The organism is Sphingomonas sp. Leaf21 (genome assembly GCF_916858675.1).
Classification (GTDB): domain Bacteria; phylum Pseudomonadota; class Alphaproteobacteria; order Sphingomonadales; family Sphingomonadaceae; genus Sphingomonas.
On record NZ_CAKASM010000005.1, the window covers coordinates 70,167 to 91,905 of the forward strand.

The following is a 21,739-nucleotide window of genomic DNA, read 5'->3' on the forward strand; positions in this document are numbered from 1 at the left end:
CTCCCTAGAATTTTTGTTCGCGCAGAGGCGCGGAGGACGCAGAGGGGTTATGGTTGTTGACGAGGCGACGTATGCCCTCGCGCAGCGTCTCCCCTCCGAAGTTGATCAGCAGCCCCACGGGCTGCCCGGTGAGACGGAGATAGGTGAGAAGTTGCTTGGCATGAACAGGAGCCAGTCGCTCCACCGATTTGACTTCCACGACCAAGCGCTCATCGACCAGAAGGTCGATCTTGAAGGCCCCTTCAATACGCACGCCCTCAAACTCGATGTCGATACTGCGCTGACGCGCGACGGTATAGCCCATGGCTGCCAATCTGGCAGCCAGCACAAGCTCATAGACGCTTTCAAGAAGACCAGGACCAAGCTCGCGATGCAACCGCAACGCGACATCGACCACATCCCCACTAACGAGATCTATGTCCCGCATGGCCCCAATCCCTCTCTGCGTCCTCCGCGCCTCTGCGCGCAAAAAAATCAGAGCTTGGCCAGAAGCCCCTCAATATCGTCCATCGTCACGACGCTGATCGCGTCGCTGTCGGGGGCGATGCGCTTGACCATCGGGCCGAGCACCTTGCCGCCGAATTCGACGAAGTTCGAAACACCCGCCGCCTCCATCGCCAGCACCGATTCGCGCCAGCGAACCATGCCCGTCACCTGCGCCACCAAAAGCGCGCGAATGGTGCCCGGATCGGCGACTGGCGCCGCCTCGACATTGGCATAGACCGGCACCAGCGGCGCGCGGATCGTCGCTTCGGCGAGCGCCGCCTCCATCGCGTCGGCGGCGGGCTGCATCAGCGGGCAGTGGAAGGGTGCCGACACCGGCAGCAGGACGGCGCGCTTGGCGCCCAGTTCCTTGGCCAGCGCCACCGCCTTCTCAATCGCCGCGCGGTGGCCCGAGATCACGACCTGCGAAGGGTCATTGTCGTTCGCGACGGTGCAGACCAGCTCCTCGCCACCCTCGGCCAGGATCGAATCGACCGCCGCCCCCGCGATCGTCCTGGCCTTTTCCAGGTCCGCGCCGAGCAGGGCCGCCATCGCGCCCTCGCCCACCGGCACCGCCGCCTGCATCGCGCGGCCACGCAGCTTGAGCAGCCGCGCCGTCGTCGGCAAGTCGATCGCATCCGCCGCGCACAGCGCCGTATACTCACCCAGCGAATGGCCCGCGACGAAGTCGGCCTTCTCCGACAGCCGGACACCGCCTTCCTTCTCCAACACGCGCAGGGTCGCGATGGCGTTCGCCATGATCGCGGGTTGCGCATTCTCGGTCAGGGTGAGTTCGTCGGCGGGGCCCTCGGTCATCAGGCGATAGAGATGCTGGCCCAGCGCCTCGTCGACCTCCTGGAACACCTCGCGGGCGACGGGGCTGGCCTCGGCCAGCGCCTTGCCCATGCCGACGGCCTGGCTGCCCTGGCCCGGAAAGATGAATGCGCGCATGTCGGTTCTGCCATCAAACGGTAATAGGATGGCCCGCGCGGTAGAAAGGTCGCCCGCCGCTGGCAAGTCCGCGCGCCCTTCCCGCTTGCCTTTCGGCCGCAATTCGCTATGAGCCAGCGCACCATTGGGCGGGAAGCACCTGCTTCACCCGCCCTCATGCCATTTTGGCGTGACGGTATTGAAGTACGGAAGACAGCCGGAGGGGCGTCCCACATGGGGTGGGCGTCAGCGATCGGCCAACATAAGGTAAGCTGCATGGCTCTTTACGAGCACGTGTTCCTTGCGCGCCAGGATCTGGCACAGGCGCAGGTGGACGCGCTGGCGGAAGCCGCCACGAAGATCGTCGAGGACAATCAGGGCAAGGTCGTGAAGACCGAGACCTGGGGCCTGCGTTCGCTGGCGTACAAGATCGCCAAGAACCGCAAGGCGCATTACGTCATGCTCGAAATCGACGCCCCCGCCGGTGTCGTCGCCGAGCTGGAGCGCCAGACCCAGATCAACGAAGACGTGATCCGCTACATGACCGTCAAGGTTGACGGCCATGAAGAAGGTCCGTCGGTGATGATGCGCAAGCAGGAGCGCGACCGCGAGCGTCGTGCCGATCGTGGCGAACGCCCCGACCGCGCTGACCGCCCCCGTCGTGATCGTGAAGAGGAAGCCGCATAATGGCCCGCCCGTTTTTCCGTCGCCGCAAGAGCTGCCCCTTCTCCGCGAAGGACGCGCCCCGGATCGACTATAAGGACGTCCGTCTGCTGCAGGGCTTCGTGTCCGAGCGCGGCAAGATCGTGCCTTCGCGCATCACCAGCGTGTCGGCCAAGAAGCAGCGCGAACTGGCCCAGGCCATCAAGCGCGCCCGTCACCTGGGCCTCCTGCCCTACGTCGTGAAGTAAGGAGTCCTAGAGATGGACGTTATTCTGCTTGAGCGCGTCGAGAAGCTCGGCGCCATCGGCGACGTGGTCACGGTGAAGGACGGCTTCGCCCGTAACTTCCTGCTGCCGCGCAAGAAGGCGCTGCGCGCCAACGAAGCCAACAAGAAGGTGTTCGAGGCCAACCGCGCCCGTATCGAAGCCGAGAACGCGAATCGTCGCGGCGAGGCCGAGGTCGAGGCGAAGACCTTCGAGAACGCCACCGTCACCCTGATCCGTCAGGCGTCGAACGTCGGCCAGCTCTATGGCTCGGTCGCGGTGCGTGACCTGGTCGAGGCGCTGGTCGCCGATGGTCACAAGGTCAACAAGAGCCAGATCGTGCTCGACCGTCCGATCAAGGCGATCGGCCTGTACGACGTGCGCGTCGCGCTTCACCCGGAAGTGGCCGTGACCGTCAAGGTCAACGTCGCCCGCTCGCCGGAAGAAGCCGAGATGCAGGCGCAGGGCGTCGACGTCATGGCCTCGATGTTCGAGCGTGACGAAGCCGGCTTCACCGAGGATTACGATCCCAACGCAGAGCCCGGCGCCACCGCCGAAGCTCAGCCGGAGCAGGAAGAGGAAGCGCAGGGCTAATCCCCCGCGCTTCGGCCTCCCGCCGATAAAAGAAGGGCCGTCCGGTATGACCGGGCGGCCCTTTTTGCGTCTTGGGAGACTGCAACATTTGCGCGCGCCATGCGGCAGCGCGGCCGAGGCTTCAGGGACAGGCGACGCACGCGCCGACCACGGCGGCCAGCGGGATGAGTGCGAAAATCAGTGGCATAATGTGCTTCATGTCAAAAACCGCCCAAGCCCTTCTTGCAGCCATAAATACACGGCGCGGTACAAAAGTTTCGCTTGGATGAACGTCGAAGCGGAAAAATCTGCAACTGATCGCTCTATGGGGTCGTTTCGTCGCTAAAACAAGGGTGACCTATCGTGGATCAGGCCGATTTCGATACGCCGGGATCGTCCCACGCCCCTCGAAAAGGGGACAGGGAAGAAGGGGCTACAGTTACTTCCGCCCGAACAGCTTCTCGATATCACCGTGTTGCAACTTCACCCAGGTCGGGCGGCCATGGTTGCACTGGCCCGAATGCGGCGTGACCTCCATCTCGCGGAGCAGCGCGTTCATCTCGGCGACCGAGAGGATGCGGCCTGCGCGGACCGAGCCGTGGCACGCCATCGTCGCCGCCACATGGTCCAGCCGCTCGCGCAATGACAGCGCCTGGTCGAACGCTGCCAGTTCGTCGGCGAGATCGCTGACCAGACCCCTCTGATCGCTTTGCCCCAGGAGTGCGGGCGTCGCGCGCACCAGCATCGCGGTCGGTCCGAAACGCTCGAGATCCAGACCGAATTCCGCCAGTTCCTCGACGCGGGCCTCGAGCCGGTCGCAGGCGGGTTCGTCGAGTTCGACCACTTCGGGGATCAGCATCGCCTGCGACGCCACGCGTCCGCCGGTCAGCGCGGCACGCATCCGCTCCAGCACCAGCCGCTCATGCGCGGCATGCTGGTCGACCAGGACGAGCCCGTCCTCAGCCTCGGCAACGATATAGGTCCTGGCCACCTGCCCGCGCGCGACACCCATCGGGAATTGGCGGACCTCGGGCGGCGCCGCGCTCGCCGGTTCGGCGCGCGCGAGTGGCGGGGGCGCGGAAAAGCCGGGGCGCGGCGCGAACAGCGACTGGCGATCCATCACTCGCGTTTCAGGCGCGGCCATCCCCCAGTCGTCGGCGGGCGGCATCGCCGACTGCGGCGCGGCCACGCTTTCGCTCTGCCACATGGCGAGCGCCGATTCGGCCGGGCGCTGCACGCTGCGATGCCCCGCCTCGTCGAGTGCGCGCCGAAGTCCCGAGACGATCATGCCCCGGATCAGCGCCGGGTCGCGGAACCGGACCTCGGTCTTGGCGGGATGGACGTTCACATCGACCTCGGTCGGCGGCAGGTCGAGGAACAGCGCGACCACCGCGTGGCGATCGCGTGGCAACATCTCCGCATAAGCCCCTCGAATCGCGCCCATCAGCAGCCGGTCGCGGACCGGGCGACCGTTGACGAAGAGATATTGGTGATCGGCGATGCCCCGGTTGAAGGTCGGCAGGCTGGCGACCCCGCCCAGGGTCGCCGCCTCGCGGACCCAGTCGATCGGCACCGAATTCTCGGCCAGCGCGCGATCGGTCAGCCCCGCGACTCGGCCCGGCCGCTCCTCGCCACCCGGCACGGTCAGGACACGGCGGCCGTCATGCTCCAGCGTGAAGGCGATGTCCGGGCGGGCCATCGCCAACCGGCGCACCATGTCCAGGCAGGCGGCATATTCGGAGCGCGCCGAACGCAGGAACTTGCGCCGGGCGGGTACGCGCGCGAACAGCTCCTCGACGACGATCCGCGTGCCCGGCGGTACGGCGGCCGGGCCATCGCGCAGCACCTCGCCATTGTCGACCACCCGGCTCCAGCCGTCGCGGCCCGCCGGTCGGCTTTCGATCGTGACCCGCGCCACGCTGGCGATCGATGGCAAGGCTTCACCGCGAAATCCGAGCGTTACGACCGATTCGATGGCCTCGTCCGGCAGCTTGGAGGTGCAGTGCCGTTCGAGCGCGAGCGCCATGTCCTCGGCCGACATGCCGCATCCGTCATCGGCCACCTCGATCCGCCGCAAACCGCCCTCGCCCAGGGTCACGGCGATCCGCGTCGCCCCCGCGTCGATGGAATTCTCGACCAGTTCCTTCAACGCACTGGCGGGCCTTTCGACCACTTCACCGGCGGCGATACGATTGACGAGATGTGGAGGCAGACGCCGTATTGACATGCGGCAAACCCTAGCCCAAGCGACGGCATCCCGCGACCCCGCAAAAGTGACGGAACAGGTGCCTGTAACGGCTCTTGGCGGCGGTCCGGGACATGAGCCACGCCCACCCGGTCCACAGACGGAACGAAAGCTTCGATGCCCCTTCCCCGCTTCTTGAAATTCATGTCGCAAGACATGGCGATCGACCTCGGCACCGCGAACACCGTGGTCTATGTCCGCGGACGCGGCATCGTGCTCAACGAGCCGTCCGTGGTGGCGGTCGAGACGATCAACGGCATCAAGAAGGTGAAGGCGGTCGGCGACGACGCCAAGCTGATGATGGGCAAGACGCCCGGCAATATCGAGGCGATCCGCCCGCTTCGCGACGGCGTGATCGCCGACATCGACGTCGCCGAACAGATGATCAAGCACTTCATCCTGAAGGTGCACGGCCCGCGCAAGTTCGCGCGCTGGCCCGAGATCGTGATCTGCGTGCCCTCGGGTTCGACCAAGGTCGAGCGCCGCGCGATCCGCGACGCCGCCTCCAACGCGGGCGCGAGCCAGGTCTTCCTGATCGAGGAGCCGATGGCCGCCGCGATCGGCGCCGACATGCCCGTGACCGAGCCGATCGGTTCGATGGTCGTCGATATCGGCGGCGGCACGACCGAAGTCGCGGTGCTGAGCTTGCGTGGCCTGGCCTACACCACGAGCGTGCGTGTCGGCGGCGACAAGATGGACGAGTCGATCGTCTCTTATGTCCGCCGCAACCACAACCTGCTGATCGGCGAAGCCACGGCGGAGCGCATCAAGCAGGAGGTCGGCATCGCACGTCCCCCCGCGGACGGCATCGGCGTGACGATCCAGATCAAGGGCCGCGACCTCGTCAACGGCGTGCCCAAGGAAATCTCGATCAACCAGGGCCAGATCGCGGAAGCACTGTCCGAACCGGTCGCGACCATCGTCGAGGGCGTTCGCGTCGCGCTCGAGAACACCGCACCCGAGCTGGCCGCCGACATCGTCGACCAGGGCATCGTCCTGACCGGCGGCGGCGCGCTGCTGGAGGGGCTGGACGAGGTACTGCGCGACGAGACCGGCCTGCCCGTGACCGTGGCGGAGGATCCGTTGACCTGCGTGGCGCTGGGCACCGGCCGTGCGCTGGAAGATCCGATGTATCGCGGCGTCCTGCTCAACGGCTAACCTTCCAGCATAAGGGGAGCGGCGCATGGCGCCTGCCCGCGACCGTCGCACCGGATTTTCGCGACGGCGGCAATATGGAGCTTTCCTGGCCTATGTGCTCGCGGTGGCGGGTGCGGTGGTGGGCGCGGTGCTGCTTGTCGCATCGACCTTCAACCCGCCCGCCTTCGGCACCCTGCGCATGACGCTGGGCAGCGTCACGGCGCCGATCTCGGGCAGCATCGCCGCGCTCGGCGACCTGGCCAGCGGCGTGCCCGACACGATCGGGAACTACTTCTTCGTCCATTCGGAGAATAAGCGGCTGCGCGCCGAGCTGGACCGGTCGCGCAAGCTGCTGCTCACCGCGCGCACCATCGCCTATGACAATCGCCGCCTGCGTCGCCTGCTCGCGGTGCGCGACCGGACGCCCGACACCGTCGTGGCCGCGCGGCTCGTCAGTTCGACCGGATCGAGCGGTCGCCGCTTCGCGCTGCTCAACGCCGGGCGCTGGCAGGGTGTGATCCCCGGCATGGCGGTGCGCGGGCCCGAGGGGCTGATCGGCCGCGTGACCGAGGCGGGGCCCGCCGCCGCGCGCGTCCTGTTACTGACCGACCCCGAAAGCATCGTTCCCGTTCGCCGGACCCGTGACGGCCTGCCCGCCATCGCGGTCGGGCGCGGCGACGGCACGCTCGAGGTGCGCTCGGTCAGCACCAATGTCCGCCTGGCCAAGGGCGAGTTGTTCGTGACCTCCGGCACGGGCGGGCTCTATGCGCCCGACATTCCGGTCGCCCGTATCCGGTCGGACGGCGGCGACGTGTCGGTGGCGCTTCCCTTCATCCACCCGGACACGCTGGACTTCGCGATCGTTCAGCGCGCCTTCATGCCGATGCCGTCACCAGCGCCGACACCCCGGCCGTGACCCTCGACACCAGCAACCCCTTCGACCCCGGACTGCCCCCGGCCCGCGCACGCGCGCTGCCCTGGCTGACCGTGATGGCCGGATCGCTCGTCGCCATCGTACCGGTGGTCGCGATCGTGCCGTTGCAGCCGCCGATGGGGCTGTTGATGCTGCTCGCCTGGCGGCTGGTCGCACGCTTCGCGCTTCGGCTCTGGGCGGCGGCGCCCCTGGGGCTGTTTGACGACCTGTTGTCGGGCCAGCCGCTGGGCTCCGCGATCCTGCTCTGGTCGCTGACCTCGCTGGTCATCGACCTGTTCGAGCAGCGGCTCGTCTTTCGCGATTTCTGGCAGGACTGGCTGATCGCCAGCGGCGCGATCGCCTTCTGCCTGATTGCCGGGCGCTTCCTGGCGGTGCCGGTCGGCGCCACGGTCGACGCGCCCCTGCTCATCCAGATCGGCATCACCATCCTGCTCTTCCCCGTCGCCACCCGCCTCGTCGCGTGGATCGATCGCAAACGCGGCCGGAATGAGGTAGGGGTCTGACATGGATCGCCCGGGGCGGATCATGACCGAAGCCGCGCAGGCCTACAGCTTTTCGCGGCGCGCCTTCGTGCTCGGCGCGGCGCAGGGTGCGGTCGGGCTGATGCTGGCCGGGCGGATGGCATGGCTGTCGATCGCGCAGAACGAGAAATACAATCTTCTGTCCGAGAGCAACCGCGTCAACACGACGATGATCCCGCCGCGTCGCGGCTGGCTCATCGACCGGCACGGCCTGCCCATCGCCAACAACCGTACCGACTTTCGCGTCGACATCATCCCCGACCGGCTGGAGGACAAGGATCGGGTGCTGGCCCTGCTCCGCCGGATCCTGAAGCTCGACGACGAGGCGATGGAGCGGATCCGCCTCGACCTGGAACACGCCGCTGGGTTCCAGCCGGTCCAGGTCGCCGAACGGCTCGACTGGGAGCGGTTCGCGGCGGTCAGCGTGCGCCTGCCCGAATTGCCGGGCGTGCAGCCGACGCGTGGCTTTGCCCGCTTCTATCCCGCCGGGGCCGCCGTCGCGCATCTGACCGGCTATGTCGGCACGCCCACCGCCGAACAGTTCAAGGCGACCCACGACCAGTTGCTCGTCACCCCCGGCTTCAAGCTGGGCAAGGACGGGCTGGAAAAGATGCTGGAGCCCTATCTGCGCGGCAAGCCCGGCGCCAAGCGCGTCGAGGTGACCGCGCGCGGCAAGGTCGTCGCCGAGCTCGCCACCCGCCCCGACACCCCCGGTCACAACATCCGCCTGACGATCGATGCGGGGTTGCAGGAATATGCCGCGCGACGCCTGGGCACCAATTCGGGTTCGGCGGTCGTGCTCGACTGCCGCACCGGCGAGACGCTGGCGATGGTGTCGATGCCCGCCTACGACCCCAACAGCTTTTCGGACGGGATCAGCCATCTCGAATGGGCGATGCTGTCGGAAAACGACCATGTGCCCCTGATGAACAAGGTCACGCAGGGGCTCTATCCGCCGGGATCGACGGTCAAGCCGATGAACGGGCTGGCTTTGCTGGAGGCCGGGGTCGGCGCGAACGACCGCGTCCTGTGCACCGGCGCGATGCGGGTCGGCACCGGCGTGTTCCACTGCCACAAGCGTGGCGGCCACGGCGCGCTGAACCTGAAGGGCGCGATCGAGCAGAGCTGCGACATCTATTTCTACGAGATGATCCGGCGCATGGGCTATGACCGGATCGCGCCGGTCGCGCGGATGGTCGGGCTGGGCCAGAAATTCGACATGCCGCTCAATACGCAACGTTACGGCACCGTCCCCGATCCCGCCTGGAAGCTCAAGAAATACAAGAGTAAATGGACCGTCGCCGATGGCCTGAACGCCTCGATCGGCCAGGGCTATGTGCTCGCCAATCCGCTGCAACTGGCGGTGATGGCGGCGCGCCTCGCCTCCGGGCGGGCGTTGCAGCCGAGCCTGTTGTCGCACCACGTCCATCTCGACGCCCCCGCCCTGCCCGTCGCATCGGAGCATCTGGCGGTGGTGCGCGACGCGATGTTCGGCGTGGTGAACCAGGGTGGCACCGGCGGCGCGGCGCGGATGCTGGTCCCCGGCGTCAGCCTGGCGGCGAAGACCGGCACCGCCCAGGTGCGCCGCATCACCATGGCCGAGCGGCGGATGGGCGTTCTCAAGAACGGGCAACTGCCCTTCAAGCTGCGCGATCACGCGCTGCTCGTCTGCTTCGCACCCGCCGACAATCCGCGCTATGCCGCCGCCGTGGTGCTCGAACATAACGGCCATACGGTGCGCAATCTCGATGCGCCGCTGATCGGGCGCGACATCATGACCTATCTGTTCGACCGCGACCGCGCGCTCGCCTCGCTGGCGGAGGCCGAGCCGACCTGGGGCGGCGACATCGCCACCCGGATGCGGACCGAGGAAGCCGCCTATCGCACCGCGCACTCGCCCAAGCCAGCGTCCGCAGCGACCAAGACCGATGCGGGCGCGGCGACCGACGCCCCCGCGGTCGAAGCCGCGACCAACACGCTCGACGCCCAGGCCGAGGCGATGGCGACACGCGAGACCGATCCCAGCGACGACGTGGCGGACCCCAATCCATGAGCGGCCCCCGCATCATCCCCGAACCGATCGCGCAGTTTCCCTGGCGCGTGATCCTGCTCGTCACGGCGATCGGCTGTTTCGGCCTTGTCGTCCTTTATTCCGCCGCCGGAGGATCGCTGACCCCCTGGGCAAAGCCGCAGGGCGTGCGATTCTTCGTGTTGCTGGCCGGGTCGCTGGTGCTGTCGCGGCTGCCGCTCAACCTGTGGCGACGGATCGCGATGCCGGGTTATCTCATCCTGGTGGTCGCGCTGGTGCTGGTCGAACTGCTCGGCGCGGTGCGCGGAGGAAGCCAGCGATGGCTCGACGTCGGCTTCATCCGCCTGCAGCCATCCGAGCTGATGAAGCTGTTCATCGTGCTCGGCGCGGCGCGCTTCTACGAACTCATGCCGCCCGCCGAGACTCGGCGCTTCTCGGGCATCTGGCCGGTGGCGGCGATGATCGGCGTGCCCGCCGCGCTGGTCATGAAGCAGCCCGATCTGGGCACCGCGCTGATGATCTGTGCGGGCGGCGCGACCGTCATGTTCCTCGCGGGCGTGCCGCTTCGCCTCTTCATCGGCGGCGCGATGGCGCTGGCCGTCGCCGCACCGCTCGCGGTCAATTTCGTGCTCCACGATTATCAGCGCAACCGGGTGCTGATCTTCCTCGATCCCGAAAGCGATCCGCTCGGCACCGGCTATCATATCAGCCAGTCGAAGATCGCGATCGGATCGGGTGGGATATGGGGCAAGGGGTTCCTCAACGGGACGCAGAGCCATCTCGACTATCTTCCTGAGGGCCATACCGATTTCGTCTTCGCGACGATGGCGGAGGAATGGGGCCTGATCGGCGGGTGCTTCCTGATCCTGGCGTTTCTGCTGGTCATACGCTGGGGCCTCAACGTGGCGCAGGCCGCACCGACGCGCTTCGCGCGGCTGACCGCCGCCGGGTTGTCGACGACGATCTTCATCTACGTCATGGTCAACCTGATGATGGTGATGGGCCTGGCCCCCGTGGTCGGCATCCCCCTGCCCCTGGTCAGCTATGGCGGATCGTCGCAGATGACGGTCCTGCTCTGCCTCGGCATCCTGATGGCGATCGACCGCGAGAACCGGCGGGCGACTCGCTGGTAACGGCAAAAAAGTCGCGGCGGTCGGTCGAAAAGCATTTGCAAAGCGCCGACGCGGTGCTAAAGGCGCGCCTCCCGATGACGAGGCGGGCCGCCGGACGGTCTGACCCATCGGGACAAACGGACGCATAGCTCAGTTGGTAGAGCAGCTGACTCTTAATCAGCGGGTCCTTGGTTCGAGCCCAAGTGCGTCCACCAGTTTCTCCAACGGCTCTGCAGCGATGCGGGGCCGTTGTGCATTGGGTCACCGCTGGTCGGCCCGTCCCTCGGCCGGTCGAACGGCCCGCGGCAAAGGATATGCGATCTATGGCAGGATATAAGGTTCCCGGTTTCGCCGATCGCGCGACGGCTTCGCGCGACGCAAAGGCAGCAGCGCTCGAGAAGTTGCGCAACAAGGCCGCGCCGGACCCGGCGGTGGTCGCCGCCCGCGCCGCCGCGCGCGAAGCCAAGGAGGCCGCCGAGGCCGAGCGCCGCGCCGCGCACAAGGCCGCGATCGAAGCGGAAAAGGCCGCCCGCGAGGAAGCGCGCGCCCAGGCCAAGGCCGAAGCCGACGCCGCTGCCGAGGCGGCCGCCGCCGCCGCGCGCCCGCCGGTCGTGCCGACCGCCGCCGAGCTGAAGGCCGCGCGCGACGCCCGCTACGCCGCCCGCAAGGCACGCCAGGGCAAGTGACCCCGCGCGAGCTGCTGGGCGTCGCCGAGGTGCCCGGCGGCGAGCCGCTCCGCCTGTTCCGGCGCGGCAAGGACTTCATGATCGTCCTCGACCGCAACGAGCTGATGAGCACGCGGATGAGCGGTTCGGAGGTCGCGCTCGGGACGATGACCTGCGATCGGCTTGGCGGACGATCCGCGCCGCATCTGCTGATCGGCGGCTATGGCATGGGTTTCACCTTGCGCGCCGTGCTGGCGCGGCTGGGCAAGGATGCGCGGATCACGGTCGCCGAGCTGGTGCCCGGCATCATCGAATGGGCGCGCGGGCCGATGGTCGAGCTGACCGCCGGATGCCTGGACGACCCCCGCGTGACACTCGCCATGGGCGATGTCGGCAACGCCATCTATGCCGGGCGGGGGAGCTATGACGCGATCCTGCTCGACGTCGACAACGGCCCCGACGGGCTAACCCGGCCCGCCAATGACGGGCTCTATTCGAACCGCGGCCTGGACGAGGCGCGCGCCGCGCTCCGGGTGGGTGGCGTGCTGGCCATATGGTCGGCGGCACCCGATCCGGTCTTCAGCCGCCGCCTGTCGCGTGCCGGGTTCGCCGTCGACGAAGTGAAGGTCCGCGCGCGCGAGAATGGCAAGGGCGCGACCCACACCATCTGGTTCGCGACGCCGCACTAGCGCAGGATGACATCAGGTTGATCCCCCTCCCCTTCAGGGGAGGGGCTCGCCTTGGATCGCCCGTGTGTCATTCCGATCCAAGAAGCGAGGGGTCCTCTCCCGACGGGAGAGGGAGGGAGGCGCGGAGCGCCGGAAGGGTGGGAGTGTCCCGACCCTTACGACTCACCGTCCCGCTTCGCCCCATCGAGTTCACGCCGCAGCCGTTCCTGCTCGGCCGCATCGCGCTGTTTCCCGGCCTTGGTCCGCCCGAAGCGCGCCCGGTTCTCCGAGGCCTGCTGCTCAGCCGCCTTACGCACCGCACCTTTACGCGCCAGGCGAAAGTTGATGACCTCCGCCATCAATGACGCCGCAACCGCCGGAACAGGCCCTTGCGCGCCGTCAGCGACTCGAACATCTCGTCGGGGCCCTCGGGGTCCAGCACCTCGTTATCGGCCAGCCATTCCTCGACGCTGGACAGGTCGGGCACCTCATAGGGGCGCAACGTCCGCCCCTCGGTTCCACGCAGACGCTCGACCGCCTGGATGAGCGAGCCATGCTCCGCCACCGCCGTGGTGACCTCGGCGGGCGACACGCCCAGATGCTCGGCCAACAGATCGTCACGGATCGCGGCGATGCGCTGCCCGGTCGCGCTGCCCGGCTCGACCTCGAGCGCCACGTCGCATTCGGTATCGAGCCGCATCGAACGATTGTTGAGGTTGGACGAGCCCAGCCGGAACACCCGGTCGTCGGCTATCAGGATCTTGGCATGGCAATAGATCGCCTCGCCCCCCGCCGTGAACGGGTGGTACATGCGCAACCGCCCGTGCCGGTCCCGCCGCCGAAGCGCCTCGATCAGCCGCGCTCGCGCCGTGTCCATCGCGATCGGCTCAAGCCAGCCTTGCGCGGTCAGCGGGTTGATGATGACGAATTCAGGCCCATCCGGCTCCTCCAGCCGCTTCGCCATCGCCTCCGCGACCCGGCGAGACGCGAAATATTGGCTCTCGATATAAACATAGCGATCGGCGCACGCGATCTGGGCGAGGAACAGCGCCTCGTTCTCATGCACCGCCGGCTGGTCGTCCATCTCCGGCATGGTCCGTGCGATCGCGACGGGTTGGTCGACGAAATCGGGCTCCAGCCCCTCGGGCCAGCAGGAGGCACCCGGTATCGCCGGGCCCATGTGCTTGCCGCCCGCGAGGTGCCAGCGCTCGCGGAACAGTTCGCCCAGCGCATGGGTGACAGGCCCTTCGAGGGCGCTGATCGCGTCGTGCCAGGGTTTATAGGGTTGCCCGCCGGGACGCGTGCGCCCCGGATCATTGTCGCGATGCTCGCGCGTATCCCAGCGCTCGCTGGTCATGTCGATGCCGCCGCAAAAGGCGAACTGGTCGTCGATGATGACGATCTTCTGGTGATGCGAGGCGGCGATCGGATGATGGCCATCGAGCTTGGTGTGGATGCGCTTGTGCGTCATCCACTTCAGCACGGTGAATAGCGTTCGTCCGCGAAACAGCGACTTGATCGCGCCGGTGTCCCAGCGGAGAAGATAGATCTCCAGTTCCGGCTGACGCTCCACCAGCGAGTAGATGAAGTCGCCCACCGTCTCGCCCGGCGCCTCGTCATGGTCGAGGACGATGCGCGCGTCGAAGTCCCAGCCGATCAGCAGGATCTGCCGCCGCGCATTGAGCATCGCGCGCCTGGCCATGCGGAAATATTTCTCCGCGTCGATAATCACCGCCATCCGGTCGGCCTGTTCGATCCGCCAGCATTCCCGTCCGACCTTCACGCCGATCTCCCGATTACCGCCGCGTCATGCCCCGGCGTCCTGCCGCTGGCAAACGGCGAAACGCGCAAAGCGATGTTTTGTCAGGACGTGCTAGACACAAAAGCCGGTCAGAAAATCCGGTAGCGAACCGGGCGGACAGACAGTCCCTGCCCCGGCACGACCTGGATCGCGACGGGAAAATCGAAGGTCAGCGGGTCCGCGAGCCCGTCGATCTGCGCGGTGATGCGGCACGATCGCCCGATCGGGCGCGCGGTAAGGACGGTGATCGCCAGCGCGCTCGGATCGCCCGGCTCGGCGAGTTCGACGTCATGCGGGCGAACATGCACTTCGCCCGCCCCCTGCCCCCGCGCATCGTCGGAAAGCACCGCGAGCCGCTCGCCGACAACCGCCTCGCCACCGTTGCGCGTGACGGGCAGGCGGTTCGTCTCGCCGATGAAGGACGAGACGAAGGCGGTGGCGGGCGCACTCTGGACCTCGTGTGGCGTGCCGACCTGCTCGATCACCCCGCCGCGCATGACCACGACCCGGTCCGCGATTTCGAGCGCCTCTTCCTGATCGTGCGTCACGAAGATGGACGTCAGCCCGGTCTCGTCGTGGATCCGCCGGAGCCAGCCACGCAAATCCTTGCGCACCTGTGCATCCAGCGCGCCGAAGGGCTCATCGAGCAGCAGCAGCCGGGGCTGGATCGCCAGCGCCCGCGCCAGCGCGACGCGCTGACGCTGCCCACCCGACAGTTGCGCGGGGTAACGTTCGCCAAGCTCGGGAAGCTGGATCAGCGCGAGCAGTTCCGCGACCTTGGCCGCGATCGCAGCCTTGGCGGGCCGGTCGCGGCGCTTGCGGACGCTGAGGCCGAAGGCGATATTCTGCGCGACGGTCATATGGCGGAACAGCGCGTAATTCTGGAACACGAAGCCGATCCGGCGTTCGGCGGCAGGCGTGCCGGTCATATCCTGCCCGTCGAACAGGACATGCCCCTCATCCGCGAAGTCGAGCCCCGCGATCGTGCGCAACAGCGTCGTCTTGCCCGATCCCGATGGCCCCAGCAGCGCGAGGAATTCGCCCGGCCGGGTTTCCAGCGAGACGCGGTCCAGCGCGGTGAAGCCACCGAAGCGGCGGGAGATATTTTCGACGACGATGCTCAATGCGCGGCTCCCGCCCGGTGGATGCCGAAACGCCATTCCAGCACGGTCTTCACTCCCAAGGTCACGAGCGCGAGCGAGGCGAGCAGCGACGCCACCGCGAATGCGCCGACAAAGTCATATTCATTATAGAGGATCTCGACATGAAGCGGCATCGTGTTGGTCAGTCCCCGAATATGCCCCGAGACGACCGACACCGCACCGAATTCGCCCATCGCGCGGGCATTGCACAGCAGCACGCCGTAGAGCAGGCCCCAGCGGATATTGGGGAGCGTGACATGCCAGAAGGTCTGCCACCCGCTCGCCCCCAGCGACCGCGCGGCTTCCTCGTCGTCGCGGCCCTGTTCGGCCATCAGCGGGATCAATTCGCGCGCGACGAAGGGAAAGGTCACGAACACCGTCGCCAGCACGATGCCGGGCACCGCGAAGATGATCCGAACGCCATGCTCGGTCAGCCACGGTCCCAGCCACCCCTGCGCCCCGAACAGCAGCACGAAGATCAGGCCTGAGACGACGGGCGAAACCGAAAAAGGCAGATCGATCAGGGAGATGAGGAAGCTCTTTCCGCGGAAGTCGAACTTCGCGATCGCCCAGGAGGCGGCGACGCCGAACACCGCGTTGACCGGCACCGCGATCGCCGCGACCAGCAGGGTCAGCCGGATCGCCGCCAGCGCATCGGGATCGACCAGTGCCTCGACAAAGGCCTGCCATCCCTTGGCGATCCCGCCCGCGAAGACCATGACGAGCGGCAGGAACAGGAACAGCGCGAGGAACAGGATACCGACACCGATCAGCGCCCGGCGTGCCCAGGGGCTTTCGATCGTGGTGGGCTGCGACGGCGTCATCGCGCGCCCCGCTTGGCGCGCCACGCCTGGAGCAGATTGACGAACAACAGCATCGCGAAGGACAGAACCAGCATCACGCAGGCGATGGCGGTCGCTCCGTCATAGTCGAACTGCTCGAGCTGGGTGATGATGAGCAGGGGCGCGATCTCCGACTTGAAGGGCATATTGCCCGCGATGAAGATGATCGAGCCATATTCCCCGACCCCGCGCGCAAAGGCCAGCGCGAAGCCGGTCAGCAGTGCGGGCGAGATGGCGGGCAGGATGACCCGGCCGAAGGTCTGCGCACGGGTCGCGCCGAGCGTGGCCGCCGCCTCCTCGACGTCCCTGCCCAGGTCGGCGAGCACCGGTTGCACCGAGCGGACGATGAACGGCAACCCGATGAAGACGAGCGCGATCGTCACGCCCAGCGGCGTATAGGCGACCTTGATGCCGAGGGGCGCCAGAAGCGACCCGACCCAGCCATTGTCCGAATAGAGCGAGACGAGCGCGATCCCCGCCACCGCCGTCGGCAGCGCGAAGGGAAGGTCGACCGCCGCGTCGATCAGCTTCTTGCCCGGAAATTCGTAGCGGACCAGGATCCATGCGATCAGCAGCCCGAACACCGCATTGATCGCCGCCGCCGCCAGCGCCGCGCCGAAGCTGAGGCGATAGGCGGCGAGCGCGCGCGGCGACAGCCCGACCTCGGCAAAGCCCGTCCACCCCATCCCCGCCGCGCGGATGACGAGCGCGGAGAGCGGCACCAGCACGACCAGCCCCAGCCAGAACAGCGTCATGCCCATGGTCAGGCCGAAGCCCGGCAGCGCCGAGCGGCGCTTCTGTCGAAACACCGCGATCAGCGCCGCTTGCCACCGGCGTAGATGGCGTCGAACACCCCGCCGTCCGCGAAGAACCGCTTCTGCGCCGCCGCCCAGCCACCGAAATCCTGGATCGTCACCATCTCCAGCTTGGGGAAGGTCGCGGCGTGGCGCGCCAGCACCGCCTGGTCGCGCGGACGATAGAAGTTGCGCGCGGCGATCTCCTGCCCCTCGGGTGTGTAGAGGAATTTGAGATATTCGGTCGCCACCTGCTCGGTGCCATGCGCCCTGGCATTGGCATCGACCACCGCGACCGGCGGCTCGGCCAGGATCGAGATGGAAGGGGCGACGATGTCGAACTTGCCCGCGCCCAACTCCTTCTCGGACAACAAGGCCTCGTTCTCCCAGGCGATCAGCACGTCACCCAGCCCACGCTCGACGAAGGTCGTGGTCGCGCCGCGCGCGCCGGAGTCGAGCACCGGCACATGGGCGTAGAGGTTGGCGACATAGTTCTGCGCCGCCGCGTCCGATCCGCCCGCCTTCTTGCCGTAGGCCCAGGCGGCCAGGAAATTCCACCGCGCGCCGCCGCTGGTCTTCGGGCTCGGCGTGATCACCTGCACGCCCGGTTTCACGAGGTCGGCCCAGTCGCGAATGCCCTTCGGGTTCCCCTTCCGGACCAGGAAGACGATGGTCGAGGTATAGGGCGCGCTGTTGTCGGGCAATCGGCCCTGCCAGTTGGCGGGCAGCAGCTTGGCCCGCTCGGCGATCGCATCTATGTCATAGGCGAGCGCGAGCGTCACCACATCCGCCGACAGCCCGTCGATCACCGACCGCGACTGCTTGCCCGACCCGCCATGGCTCATGCGGAAGGAGACGGTCTGGCCGGTCTTCGCCTTATACTGCTTGGCGAAGGCGGCATTGACGTCCTTGTACAGCTCGCGCGTCGGATCGTAGCTGACGTTCAACAGCTCCACCGAGCCCTTGCCGCTGCCGCTCCCGCCCGAACAGCCGGACAGGCCGATCGCCCCAATCATCAATGCGGCCATGGTGGCCGGAAATTGTGCTCGCATGTGGACCCGTCCCTTTCGTTTCGGCGCACAACCTATCTCGATCCCCCCGATAGGAAATGCCGGAAAGCTTGGGACGCGCAAAGCCCTGCTTTTGCTCCCTCGATCCCGACACAAGCCCGGCTCGACGCCGTGGCGGCCGCTCGCGCCCTTGCATCGGTGGCGGACAGATCCGATCTCCCGCACCGAAACATTGGTTCCAGTTCCCGAAAGGATGCGCATGACCGCCCCGCAATTCGACGTGAAGTCCGGCCTCTATATCGCTGGCGAATGGCTGGGGCCCGAGGGGCGCGACACCCAGGCCGTCCTGAATCCAGCCACCGGCCAGCCGCTCGGCGACCTGCCGCTCGCTACCCGGGCCGACATGGACCGTGCGCTGGACGCCGCCGCGCGCGGGTTCGAGCAATGGCGCAAGACCGCGCCGCAGGAGCGTGCCGCCGTCCTCCATCGTACCGCCGCGCTGGTCCGCGAACGCGCCGAGGATCTCGCCCGCCTCGCCACGCTGGAAGAGGGCAAGCCGATCGTCGAGGCGCGTGGCGAGGTCGCCGCGACCGCCGCGCTGCTCGATTTCCATGCGGGTGAGGCGGTCCGCATCTATGGCCGCGTGCTGCCGCGCCCGACCGGCACCCGCTCGCTGGTGCTTCAGCAGCCGGTGGGCCCGGTGGCCGCCTTCTGCGCGTGGAACTTCCCCGTCATGAACCCGGTGCGCAAGATCTCGCCCGCCATCGCGGCCGGTTGCTCGGTCATCCTCAAGCCCAGCGAGGAAACCCCCGCCAGCGCGATCGCGATCATGCGCTGCTTCCAGGATGCGGGCCTGCCCGGCGACGTCGCGCAGCTGGTCTTCGGCGTGCCCGATGCGGTGTCGCGCCACCTGCTCGCGTCGCCCGTCACGCGCAAGCTCAGCTTCACCGGCTCGGTGCCGGTCGGCAAGCACCTGCTCAAGCTTGCCGCCGATACGGTGATGAAGTCGACCATGGAGCTTGGCGGCCACGGGCCGGTTCTTGTGTTCGACGATTGCGATCTCGACAAGACGCTGGATACGCTCGTCACCCACAAGTTCCGCAATGCCGGCCAGGTCTGCGTCGCGCCCACCCGCTTCCATGTGCAGGAGGGGATTTACGAGCGCTTCGCCAGGGGCTTCGCCGAGCGTGCCGCCGCACTGAAGATTGGCGACGGGCTGTCCTCGGACACGCAGATGGGCCCGATGGCCAATCCCCGCCGCCCGGAAGCGATCGGCGCGATGATCGAGGACGCGGTGCGCAACGGCGCACGCAAGCTGACCGGTGGCGAGGCCAAGGGCGGCGGCCATGACGGTAAAGGGGGCTTCTTCTTCTCGCCGACCGTGCTGGCCGACGTATCGCTCGACGCCAAGGCGATGAATGAGGAGCCGTTCGGTCCGATCGCGCTGATCCGTCCCTTCGCCACGACCGAGGACGCCATTGCCGAGGCGAACCGCCTGCCCTTCGGCCTGGGCGCCTATTGCTTCACCGAAAATGGCCGCCGCCAGAACCAGTTGGGCGACGAGATCGAGGCCGGAATGATCGCGATCAACACCGTCCGGCTAAGCTGGGGCGATGCGCCGTTCGGCGGGGTCAAGGAGAGCGGCTATGGCTCGGAGGACGGCCCCGAGGGCATCGCCAACCACATGATCACCAAGGCGGTTCATATCGCCTGACGGCGGCCGGCGGAATTGCCGCACCGCCACCGGGCTGACGCCCAGCGGTCCCCCTCCCCGAACTGGCTTGGTGAGGATTTGGACGGACCGTTCCTCCCCAAGCTTGCTTGGGGAGGGGGACCGCGACCGAAGGTCGTGGTGGAGGGGCTAGGCCAGTCGGCAGACCATGAGGATCGCGATGATCGACGCGGTTCCGTCTGGGCACCGACCAATTGCTGTCGAATGGACTATGCGATAGCCCTCGCCGACGAAGCCGAACAGCCGCGCCACGTTCGTCAGCGTTTCACCGTCGGCTATTGAGGCGCAATCCAGGTAACGGCAAAAATTCCAAATACCCCCTTGGCAGGTCGGATTCGCTCCGCTAACAGCGCCCGACCAGCCGGGGACACCCTCCCCGCCTCAGCCGCAAATCGGCGATGGACGCATAGCTCAGTTGGTAGAGCAGCTGACTCTTAATCAGCGGGTCCTTGGTTCGAGCCCAAGTGCGTCCACCACTTCTCCTCACGATCGACAGCAAATCGGCGCAGCGCCGTCACGCGCCGCACCGACCTGGCGTCTCCTCAATTCCCCGGACGGCCCGCCGACTTGCCCGATGGCGGCACTGGCGGGGTCGGCGACTTCGCGTCACTGACCGCCTCGTCATACCAGCGCGAAAGATCGACCTTCATGCTGTGCAGCGCATCGGGGTTGAGATAGGTCATGTGCCCGGCGGGATAATAGGCGAATTGCAGGTTCGCCTGTTGCGCGGGCTCCAGCATCATATGGCCCAGATCGTTCTCAGTCCCGAAGAACGGCGTGGCCATGTCGTAATAGCCGTTCATCGACAACACCTTGAGATACGGGTTCGCGCGCATCGCGGCGGCCAGATCGATCGCGGTGTTAGGATTGTTCTGCGACCCGTCGGGCGAATTGTGCTTCCAGTTCCAGGTCCAGCCCGCGGCGTCGCGTGCCGACAGCCGATAGGGCAGCTCGGTCTTGTAGCCGAGCGTCGACCGGAGATAATCCTGGAAGGACGCGATATAGGCCCCCGAAATCGCATCTGACGAGGCATCCGTCTCCGGCTGCTCTCCGGCTGCGTCGGTATCGATGCCGAGATAGCGCGAATCAAAGCGGCCCACGGTTCGCGCCGACCCGCGCAGCAATTCCTTCTGGAAGCGCGGCAGGTCGATGCGCAGGTTCGCGCGCTTGATGAACTCGGGCGAAAGGCCGATCAGGCGGCTCATCTGCTCGGCGATCTGGTCGCGCTCCTGCGGCGAGATGCTCTGCCCCTTGGCCAGCGCCGACATATAGGGGCCGACCGCGAAGGCCCGTGCCTGCGCCACCACCGTCGCGACATCGGCGGGGCGGTCGGGCAGGCGATTGTGATACCAGGCGGTCGCCGCATAGCTGGGCAGATAGTTGAGATAGACCTGATCGAGCCCCGGCTGGCGATAGCCGTAATTCATGATCGAGCTGAGCAGCACCACGCCGTTCAGCGCCATCCCCTTCTCCTGCAACTGATAGGCCAGCGCGCCCGAGCGCAGCGTGCCATAGCTTTCGCCGAGCAGGAATTTGGGGCTCATCCAGCGGCCATATTTGGTGACGTAGCGCTGGATCGCGCCCGCGAAGACGTCGACATCCTCGTCGACGCCATAGAATTGCGCGGGCTTCATGTCGCCCAGCGGCCGCGAATAGCCGCTGCCGATCGCATCGAGGAAGACGAGGTCGGTCTTGTCGAGCAGCGAATCGGGGTTGGGGCCGACGTCATAGGGAGCGGGCCGGACGAATTCGGGGCTGGTGGTGCGGATCCGGATCGGCGCGAACGACCCCATGCGCAGCCAGAAGGACGGTGATCCGGGCCCGCCATTATAGAGGAAGGTCACCGGCCGCTTCGTCCCGGGCTTCACCCCCTCCAGCGTATAGGCCGTATAGAACATCGAGGCGGTCGGCTTGCCCTCGATATCCCGGACGGTCAGCGTGCCCGCCGAGGCGACATAGGGATAACGGCGCCCGGCGATCGTGACGCTGTCGCGGTGCCGCACCTCCGTCTCGTCGAGCGGCGCCCGCGCCCAGGCGGCCTCCGCCTCGGCCTTGGCGGCTTCGTGATGAGCGGCCTTTTTCTCCCCCTCCTCCTGCGCGGCAAGCGGCGCGGTCAGGGCGGTGGCGGCGAGGAGAAGGATCAGGCTGTTGCGGATCACGTAAAGCTCACGACTGGATAACGGAGCGGTCATCGT

The 21,739-nt window shown here is 67.2% G+C and carries 21 protein-coding genes and 2 tRNA genes; 13 read left to right on the forward strand and 10 right to left on the reverse strand.

The window, feature by feature from the left end:
• Positions 1 to 4: 4 nt before the first annotated feature.
• Together LRP66_RS06595 and fabD are read right to left on the reverse strand one after the other, a co-directional pair.
• Positions 5 to 427, reverse strand: a complete 423-nt coding sequence (locus LRP66_RS06595; protein ID WP_230481719.1) for a GxxExxY protein — start codon at positions 425 to 427, stop codon at positions 5 to 7.
• Between the two features lie 47 nt (positions 428 to 474).
• Positions 475 to 1,434, reverse strand: a complete 960-nt coding sequence (gene fabD, locus LRP66_RS06600) for an ACP S-malonyltransferase (protein ID WP_230481720.1) — start codon at positions 1,432 to 1,434, stop codon at positions 475 to 477.
• A gap of 255 nt (positions 1,435 to 1,689) precedes the next feature.
• Between fabD and rpsF the strand changes: the two genes are divergently transcribed.
• Genes rpsF through rplI form a run of 3 tightly spaced genes read left to right on the forward strand, consistent with a single transcriptional unit; the run spans position 1,690 to position 2,933 of the window.
• Positions 1,690 to 2,100: a 30S ribosomal protein S6 gene (gene rpsF, locus LRP66_RS06605; protein WP_037567458.1), complete on the forward strand. Its 411-nt coding sequence runs from the start codon at positions 1,690 to 1,692 to the stop codon at positions 2,098 to 2,100.
• Positions 2,100 to 2,324, forward strand: a complete 225-nt coding sequence (rpsR, locus tag LRP66_RS06610) for a 30S ribosomal protein S18 (RefSeq protein ID WP_007403456.1) — start codon at positions 2,100 to 2,102, stop codon at positions 2,322 to 2,324. Before rpsF ends, rpsR begins: the two co-directional genes overlap by 1 nt.
• A 12-nt stretch (positions 2,325 to 2,336) precedes the next feature.
• Complete coding sequence (rplI, locus tag LRP66_RS06615) at positions 2,337 to 2,933, forward strand: 50S ribosomal protein L9 (protein ID WP_230481721.1); 597 nt, start codon at positions 2,337 to 2,339, stop codon at positions 2,931 to 2,933.
• A 418-nt stretch (positions 2,934 to 3,351) separates the two neighbouring features.
• Here rplI and mutL read toward each other — a convergent pair whose 3' ends face one another.
• On the reverse strand, positions 3,352 to 5,139 hold the full coding sequence (mutL, locus tag LRP66_RS06620) for a DNA mismatch repair endonuclease MutL (protein ID WP_230481722.1): 1,788 nt from the start codon (positions 5,137 to 5,139) through the stop codon (positions 3,352 to 3,354).
• Positions 5,140 to 5,274: 135 nt separating this feature from the next.
• Here mutL and LRP66_RS06625 point away from each other — a divergent pair, with 135 nt between their 5' ends.
• From LRP66_RS06625 to LRP66_RS06660, 8 genes are all read left to right on the forward strand, one after another.
• A complete protein-coding gene (locus tag LRP66_RS06625) occupies positions 5,275 to 6,315 on the forward strand; it encodes a rod shape-determining protein (protein ID WP_007403442.1) in 1,041 nt (346 codons plus the stop codon).
• Between the two features lie 25 nt (positions 6,316 to 6,340).
• Positions 6,341 to 7,210: a rod shape-determining protein MreC gene (gene mreC, locus LRP66_RS06630; RefSeq protein ID WP_230481723.1), complete on the forward strand. Its 870-nt coding sequence runs from the start codon at positions 6,341 to 6,343 to the stop codon at positions 7,208 to 7,210.
• Complete coding sequence (mreD, locus tag LRP66_RS06635; RefSeq protein ID WP_230481724.1) at positions 7,207 to 7,731, forward strand: rod shape-determining protein MreD; 525 nt, start codon at positions 7,207 to 7,209, stop codon at positions 7,729 to 7,731. The genes mreC and mreD overlap by 4 nt, the downstream gene beginning before the upstream one ends.
• A gap of 1 nt (position 7,732) precedes the next feature.
• Complete coding sequence (gene mrdA / locus LRP66_RS06640) at positions 7,733 to 9,802, forward strand: penicillin-binding protein 2 (RefSeq protein ID WP_230481725.1); 2,070 nt, start codon at positions 7,733 to 7,735, stop codon at positions 9,800 to 9,802.
• Positions 9,799 to 10,911: a rod shape-determining protein RodA gene (gene rodA / locus LRP66_RS06645; protein WP_230481726.1), complete on the forward strand. Its 1,113-nt coding sequence runs from the start codon at positions 9,799 to 9,801 to the stop codon at positions 10,909 to 10,911. The genes mrdA and rodA overlap by 4 nt, the downstream gene beginning before the upstream one ends.
• Positions 10,912 to 11,029: 118 nt before the next feature.
• Positions 11,030 to 11,105, forward strand: a tRNA-Lys gene (locus LRP66_RS06650).
• Positions 11,106 to 11,213: 108 nt separating this feature from the next.
• Positions 11,214 to 11,576, forward strand: a complete 363-nt coding sequence (locus LRP66_RS06655) for a DUF6481 family protein (protein WP_230481727.1) — start codon at positions 11,214 to 11,216, stop codon at positions 11,574 to 11,576.
• Positions 11,573 to 12,244, forward strand: coding sequence for a spermidine synthase (locus LRP66_RS06660; RefSeq protein WP_230481728.1), 672 nt, complete (start codon positions 11,573 to 11,575; stop codon positions 12,242 to 12,244). The genes LRP66_RS06655 and LRP66_RS06660 overlap by 4 nt, the downstream gene beginning before the upstream one ends.
• A 155-nt stretch (positions 12,245 to 12,399) precedes the next feature.
• On the opposite strand, the gene LRP66_RS06665 is transcribed toward LRP66_RS06660, so the two are convergent.
• The 6 genes from LRP66_RS06665 to LRP66_RS06690 form a co-directional block, all read right to left on the reverse strand.
• Positions 12,400 to 12,582, reverse strand: coding sequence for a DUF4169 family protein (locus LRP66_RS06665; protein WP_230481729.1), 183 nt, complete (start codon positions 12,580 to 12,582; stop codon positions 12,400 to 12,402).
• Complete coding sequence (locus tag LRP66_RS06670) at positions 12,582 to 13,961, reverse strand: phospholipase D-like domain-containing protein (protein WP_230481841.1); 1,380 nt, start codon at positions 13,959 to 13,961, stop codon at positions 12,582 to 12,584. Before LRP66_RS06670 ends, LRP66_RS06665 begins: the two co-directional genes overlap by 1 nt.
• Before the next feature lie 152 nt (positions 13,962 to 14,113).
• Complete coding sequence (locus LRP66_RS06675; protein ID WP_230481730.1) at positions 14,114 to 15,148, reverse strand: sulfate/molybdate ABC transporter ATP-binding protein; 1,035 nt, start codon at positions 15,146 to 15,148, stop codon at positions 14,114 to 14,116.
• The gene (cysW, locus tag LRP66_RS06680; RefSeq protein WP_230481731.1) at positions 15,145 to 15,990 is read right to left on the reverse strand and encodes a sulfate ABC transporter permease subunit CysW; all 846 of its coding nucleotides are present in this window, start codon (positions 15,988 to 15,990) and stop codon (positions 15,145 to 15,147) included. The genes LRP66_RS06675 and cysW overlap by 4 nt, the downstream gene beginning before the upstream one ends.
• Positions 15,987 to 16,817, reverse strand: coding sequence for a sulfate ABC transporter permease subunit CysT (cysT, locus tag LRP66_RS06685; protein ID WP_268992439.1), 831 nt, complete (start codon positions 16,815 to 16,817; stop codon positions 15,987 to 15,989). Before cysT ends, cysW begins: the two co-directional genes overlap by 4 nt.
• Positions 16,818 to 16,822: 5 nt before the next feature.
• The gene (locus LRP66_RS06690; RefSeq protein ID WP_230481732.1) at positions 16,823 to 17,818 is read right to left on the reverse strand and encodes a sulfate ABC transporter substrate-binding protein; all 996 of its coding nucleotides are present in this window, start codon (positions 17,816 to 17,818) and stop codon (positions 16,823 to 16,825) included.
• Positions 17,819 to 18,071: 253 nt separating this feature from the next.
• On the opposite strand from LRP66_RS06690, the gene LRP66_RS06695 reads away from it, so the two are divergent.
• Together LRP66_RS06695 and LRP66_RS06700 are read left to right on the forward strand one after the other, a co-directional pair.
• Entirely contained in the window at positions 18,072 to 19,526 is a 1,455-nt protein-coding gene (locus LRP66_RS06695) for an NAD-dependent succinate-semialdehyde dehydrogenase (protein WP_230481733.1), read from the forward strand.
• Between the two features lie 418 nt (positions 19,527 to 19,944).
• Positions 19,945 to 20,020: transfer RNA gene (locus LRP66_RS06700), tRNA-Lys, on the forward strand.
• A gap of 66 nt (positions 20,021 to 20,086) precedes the next feature.
• On the opposite strand, the gene LRP66_RS06705 is transcribed toward LRP66_RS06700, so the two are convergent.
• Positions 20,087 to 21,736, reverse strand: coding sequence for a S10 family peptidase (locus LRP66_RS06705; protein WP_230481734.1), 1,650 nt, complete (start codon positions 21,734 to 21,736; stop codon positions 20,087 to 20,089).
• Between the last annotated feature and the right edge of the window lie 3 nt (positions 21,737 to 21,739).

What these genes read in the sequence shown, in the direction of transcription:
- mutL (WP_230481722.1), bottom strand. Translation starts at nt 5,139, where the DNA reads ATGTCAATACGGCGTCTGCCTCCACATCTCGTCAATCGTATCGCCGCC.
- LRP66_RS06625 (WP_007403442.1), top strand. Translation starts at nt 5,275, where the DNA reads ATGCCCCTTCCCCGCTTCTTGAAATTCATGTCGCAAGACATGGCGATC.
- rodA (WP_230481726.1), top strand. Translation starts at nt 9,799, where the DNA reads ATGAGCGGCCCCCGCATCATCCCCGAACCGATCGCGCAGTTTCCCTGG.
- LRP66_RS06695 (WP_230481733.1), top strand. Translation starts at nt 18,072, where the DNA reads ATGACCGCCCCGCAATTCGACGTGAAGTCCGGCCTCTATATCGCTGGC.
- mreC (WP_230481723.1), top strand. Translation starts at nt 6,341, where the DNA reads ATGGCGCCTGCCCGCGACCGTCGCACCGGATTTTCGCGACGGCGGCAA.
- rpsR (WP_007403456.1), top strand. Translation starts at nt 2,100, where the DNA reads ATGGCCCGCCCGTTTTTCCGTCGCCGCAAGAGCTGCCCCTTCTCCGCG.
- rplI (WP_230481721.1), top strand. Translation starts at nt 2,337, where the DNA reads ATGGACGTTATTCTGCTTGAGCGCGTCGAGAAGCTCGGCGCCATCGGC.
- LRP66_RS06655 (WP_230481727.1), top strand. Translation starts at nt 11,214, where the DNA reads ATGGCAGGATATAAGGTTCCCGGTTTCGCCGATCGCGCGACGGCTTCG.
- cysW (WP_230481731.1), bottom strand. Translation starts at nt 15,990, where the DNA reads ATGACGCCGTCGCAGCCCACCACGATCGAAAGCCCCTGGGCACGCCGG.
- LRP66_RS06705 (WP_230481734.1), bottom strand. Translation starts at nt 21,736, where the DNA reads ATGACCGCTCCGTTATCCAGTCGTGAGCTTTACGTGATCCGCAACAGC.
- LRP66_RS06670 (WP_230481841.1), bottom strand. Translation starts at nt 13,961, where the DNA reads ATGGCGGTGATTATCGACGCGGAGAAATATTTCCGCATGGCCAGGCGC.
- mrdA (WP_230481725.1), top strand. Translation starts at nt 7,733, where the DNA reads ATGGATCGCCCGGGGCGGATCATGACCGAAGCCGCGCAGGCCTACAGC.
- rpsF (WP_037567458.1), top strand. Translation starts at nt 1,690, where the DNA reads ATGGCTCTTTACGAGCACGTGTTCCTTGCGCGCCAGGATCTGGCACAG.
- LRP66_RS06690 (WP_230481732.1), bottom strand. Translation starts at nt 17,818, where the DNA reads ATGATTGGGGCGATCGGCCTGTCCGGCTGTTCGGGCGGGAGCGGCAGC.
- LRP66_RS06665 (WP_230481729.1), bottom strand. Translation starts at nt 12,582, where the DNA reads ATGGCGGAGGTCATCAACTTTCGCCTGGCGCGTAAAGGTGCGGTGCGT.
- LRP66_RS06595 (WP_230481719.1), bottom strand. Translation starts at nt 427, where the DNA reads ATGCGGGACATAGATCTCGTTAGTGGGGATGTGGTCGATGTCGCGTTG.
- fabD (WP_230481720.1), bottom strand. Translation starts at nt 1,434, where the DNA reads ATGCGCGCATTCATCTTTCCGGGCCAGGGCAGCCAGGCCGTCGGCATG.